This is a genomic window from Phocaeicola sp. (assembly GCF_057861905.1).
This window is the reverse complement of sequence record NZ_DBMACV010000131.1, coordinates 1-3,283: the sequence shown is the minus strand read 5'-3', so window position 1 is coordinate 3,283 and position 3,283 is coordinate 1. Positions and strand designations below refer to the sequence as shown.

3 protein-coding genes and 1 pseudogene are annotated in these 3,283 nt (G+C 41.6%); 1 reads left to right on the top strand and 3 read right to left on the bottom strand.

Annotated features, from left to right (window positions below; all coding sequences use genetic code 11):
- Nucleotides 1–189: 189 nt before the first annotated feature.
- The 3 genes and pseudogenes from ACZM60_RS14600 to ACZM60_RS14590 form a co-directional block, all read right to left on the bottom strand.
- Nucleotides 190–669 (bottom strand): annotated as a pseudogene (locus ACZM60_RS14600) (ATP-binding protein); the annotation flags it as partial.
- A 16-nt stretch (nt 670–685) separates the two neighbouring features.
- A complete protein-coding gene (locus ACZM60_RS14595; protein ID WP_489521855.1) occupies nt 686–1,063 on the bottom strand; it encodes a (deoxy)nucleoside triphosphate pyrophosphohydrolase in 378 nt (125 codons plus the stop codon).
- Between the two features lie 23 nt (nt 1,064–1,086).
- A complete protein-coding gene (locus ACZM60_RS14590) occupies nt 1,087–1,839 on the bottom strand; it encodes an MBL fold metallo-hydrolase (RefSeq protein ID WP_489521854.1) in 753 nt (250 codons plus the stop codon).
- A gap of 224 nt (nt 1,840–2,063) precedes the next feature.
- Here ACZM60_RS14590 and ACZM60_RS14585 point away from each other — a divergent pair, with 224 nt between their 5' ends.
- The gene (locus ACZM60_RS14585) at nt 2,064–2,507 is read left to right on the top strand and encodes a hypothetical protein (protein WP_021970716.1); all 444 of its coding nucleotides are present in this window, start codon (nt 2,064–2,066) and stop codon (nt 2,505–2,507) included.
- The last annotated feature ends 776 nt before the right edge of the window (nt 2,508–3,283 follow it).

Below are 3,283 nucleotides of genomic sequence, written 5' to 3'. Positions count from 1 at the left end.
TATTGTTTCTTTGAAAACAAACCGGATGCATTGCAAGGATACTATATTGAGGACTCAAAACAACTGGCCTTATTCTAAACTTATCCCGAACTCAGGTAATGAATCTTCTTCTGGTTCTAATATAAATAATTTATATTCTTTGTTTAGTGGAATCAATTTTTTTATTATTAGTTGTTTTTTTTGCCATAATTATTCATTTAATGATTTTACAAAGGCTTTACCTTTCTCTGTTAATATATAACCGCCTGTTTTACGAGAACCTTGATACTCAACCAATTTAAGATTTTCCGAAATAAGTTGCTTAAGGATTCTATCAATTGTAGGCATTGATATTTTTATTACATCATGCAGTCTTTCTTTTTAGATATTCCAAGCCCTGAGATCTTCAATAGGACACTTTTTATCTTATCATTTATCTTATCATCATCTGCGGAAATAAAATCATTCACAATCAATACTCTATCTCCCAAACCTTCTCTACAAGGAATCTCAATCAAGAAATAGCTTCTTTCTTCATTAGTTTCTATTACAGCAGACTTGGAGCCTTTTCTTCTTAACTCGTTGTATGGTTGGAATACCGGTTCCTCTACCTTCGGACAACTGAAGTTCTTTGAGATAATCACCCAAACGACGATTACGATAGCAACGTGACTTTAGCCTTTCTGTCTGATGTTTGGTCCTCAATTTATTTTAACCTCTTCACCACCTCCACATCCGCCGGCAGCCAGTCTACAGAACCGAGTTCCTCCCGGCTCAGCCAGGCAGCGTTTTCGTGCTCCTTCAGCACCAGATGGCCGGAACGGACGGAACACAGAAAGCAATGCATCGTGAGATGGAAGGCAGGGTAATCACATTCTACTGTGGTGAGGAACGAATCGACACTGATTTCCGTGTCCAACTCTTCCCGTATCTCGCGTTTCAAGGCTTCCTCCCGGCTCTCGCCTGCTTCCATCTTTCCGCCGGGAAATTCCCAATAGTCCTTGAACTCGCCATAGCCTCGCTGGGTGGCAAAATACTTTTCCTCGCGACAAATTACTGCCGCTACAACCTCTATCTGCTTCATCTTATTCTGTAAACTTTTTTTCTTCAAAATTCAATACTTTCTCCTTCCCGACTGATGCACCAGAAAGGGATATTCCTGGCATCTGCAAACTCTTTCATGCGCCAAGCCGACTCGAATCCGCTCGCCACAAAGTGCATGGGAACCAGTAATCCTACCCGAAACGTGTCGATAAACTGGCGGGCGCCACGGGTATAGCCGTTGCCGATGCGGCCGTCCACCGGAAACATGGCCACACTGAAACTGTCCGTTATTTTCCGGATATCTTTCAGTTCTCCTAAAAAGCGCTTCTCTTCTTTTTCAGGATTCACATCGATGCCGAACTCGGCACTGTAGACCAGCCCGCCCCGATAATCGTCGGTCAGGAAACGGGCGTACCAGTTATTCAGGTCGCCTGCATGGAAGATCCGCTTGCCGTCGGTTTCTACAATCCAAGACACGCCGCTGTCGTTACTTCCGGTTGCTGTTACGTGCAGCAGTCCGTCGCTCCATGTGGCACCTTTGCCGAGCCAGACATCGGCTTCTTCCTTCTGTGCACGGCGGTGCTTCAGAATGTCTTTCGAGAGGATATAAACGATGTCGGGCTTCGTATGCCGCCACGAAAAGATTTCCCGGTTGAAATGGTCTTCGTGGAAATGGCTGGAAAACACGTACACGGGTTTCGGGGCTCTGAGCAGTTGCGGCACAATGCCCGACGGATCCATCCAGTAATCGAATATCAGGATGCACCGCTCTGTCTCGAGGGCAAAGCTGCTGTGAAAGATATATGTCAGTTTCATGTATCGAAGTCTGTTTTAAATTCCGTTTCTCTGTGAAGTTAATGCGAATATAGCAATTTTATCGGTGGCAAAAGAGAAAACCGACTTCCAACAAAAGTAAACACTCTTAAAAAAACGCTTAAAAAGTGTTCTATAAGTACTGACGTGTTACAACGAACCGATATTATTTTTAATTTTAGAATCGATAGCAAAAGAAACATAGGCAAAAACAAATTAGATGAGATATGAAAAAAAGTATTATTTTGTTTGCAACACTGATGGCTGTATGCTTCTCCCAAGGCATACACGCACAGCATACGGCATCTTACAGAAATTATGTGGAGGTGGTAGAGGACAATGACCCGTCGAAAATATTAGACAAAATTTCAATCTACCCGCCTGTATTCGGTACGCTTCCCGGAGGAGAAGGGAAACGGGTAAAGATAAAAATATCGAACAACGGAGAAAAAACGCTCAAAAAATCGTTCTTTTATGTATATTACAAGAACAAGAGAGTAAGCAAGGTATTGCTGCCCGACCTTAAACAAAACGGAAGTTATGAGTTCTGTGTAAATATTCATGGTAAAATGGAACGTAACTATAAACAGTATATCTCGTTTAAGATCAAAAGAAAAAAGGTTTTCAAGACTTACAAACTTTCATTGCCTCTGGGACAGAAAGTATATTGACTTTTTGTCATTTTGACAAATCCGTTGCATGAGAATCGCTTGTTTCGCACGAAAGGAGGATATGCTGACTTTTGTGGAATTCTGATGCAACGGAGTGATGGCAAAAAGCTGGTAAAGCGAAAGGGATGCTGACAAATGTTTCTGTGGCAAGGGAGTCGCGTTTCTTACGGAGAGGAATGGTAATGTTCTTCCTACTTTCTGCAAAATGGCGGGAAGCAGCCGCAAAAGGCATTCTGGAAGCTGAAGAGGTAATATTGGCTTCAACGAAAGAAAATTCTTAACAAAATACGGTCTTTTTCTGAAAACGTCTTGACGTTTTTATTTTTTCCCAGCATATCTTTCCCAATTTCCCTGCGGAAATCGTCCAACTTTCCTGCATCTTTTTTGTCCTTTTTTGGATATTTAAAGCTGTTTCTTTAATATTCGGACATGCAAGAAGGATAAAAAAAGAGCTTTATCGGGGGAATTTACGGCTAAATGGGATGTTTTATTTCAATGTGCCGTAAGATATTTGCACAAAATTCAGTCAAGAAGAAAGTAAAAGAGTCCAATAAGCGACAAATGGTTTTTAGTGAAAGCAGATTATCATAACGGTTGGACGCATAGATAAATCAGCCCGCCTGCCAGCAAAACTGCAATTATAATGATGGCAAACAGCAGTTTCCCGCGAAAGAAATATTACCTGAGTTCGGGATAAGTTTAGAATAAGGCCAGTTGTTTTGAGTCCTCAATATAGTATCCTTGCAATGCATCCGGTTTGTTTTCAAAGAAACAAT

Coding starts and splice junctions, on each gene's coding strand:
- ACZM60_RS14590 (WP_489521854.1), bottom strand. CDS start 1,839: ATGAAACTGACATATATCTTTCACAGCAGCTTTGCCCTCGAGACAGAG.
- ACZM60_RS14585 (WP_021970716.1), top strand. CDS start 2,064: ATGAAAAAAAGTATTATTTTGTTTGCAACACTGATGGCTGTATGCTTC.
- ACZM60_RS14595 (WP_489521855.1), bottom strand. CDS start 1,063: ATGAAGCAGATAGAGGTTGTAGCGGCAGTAATTTGTCGCGAGGAAAAG.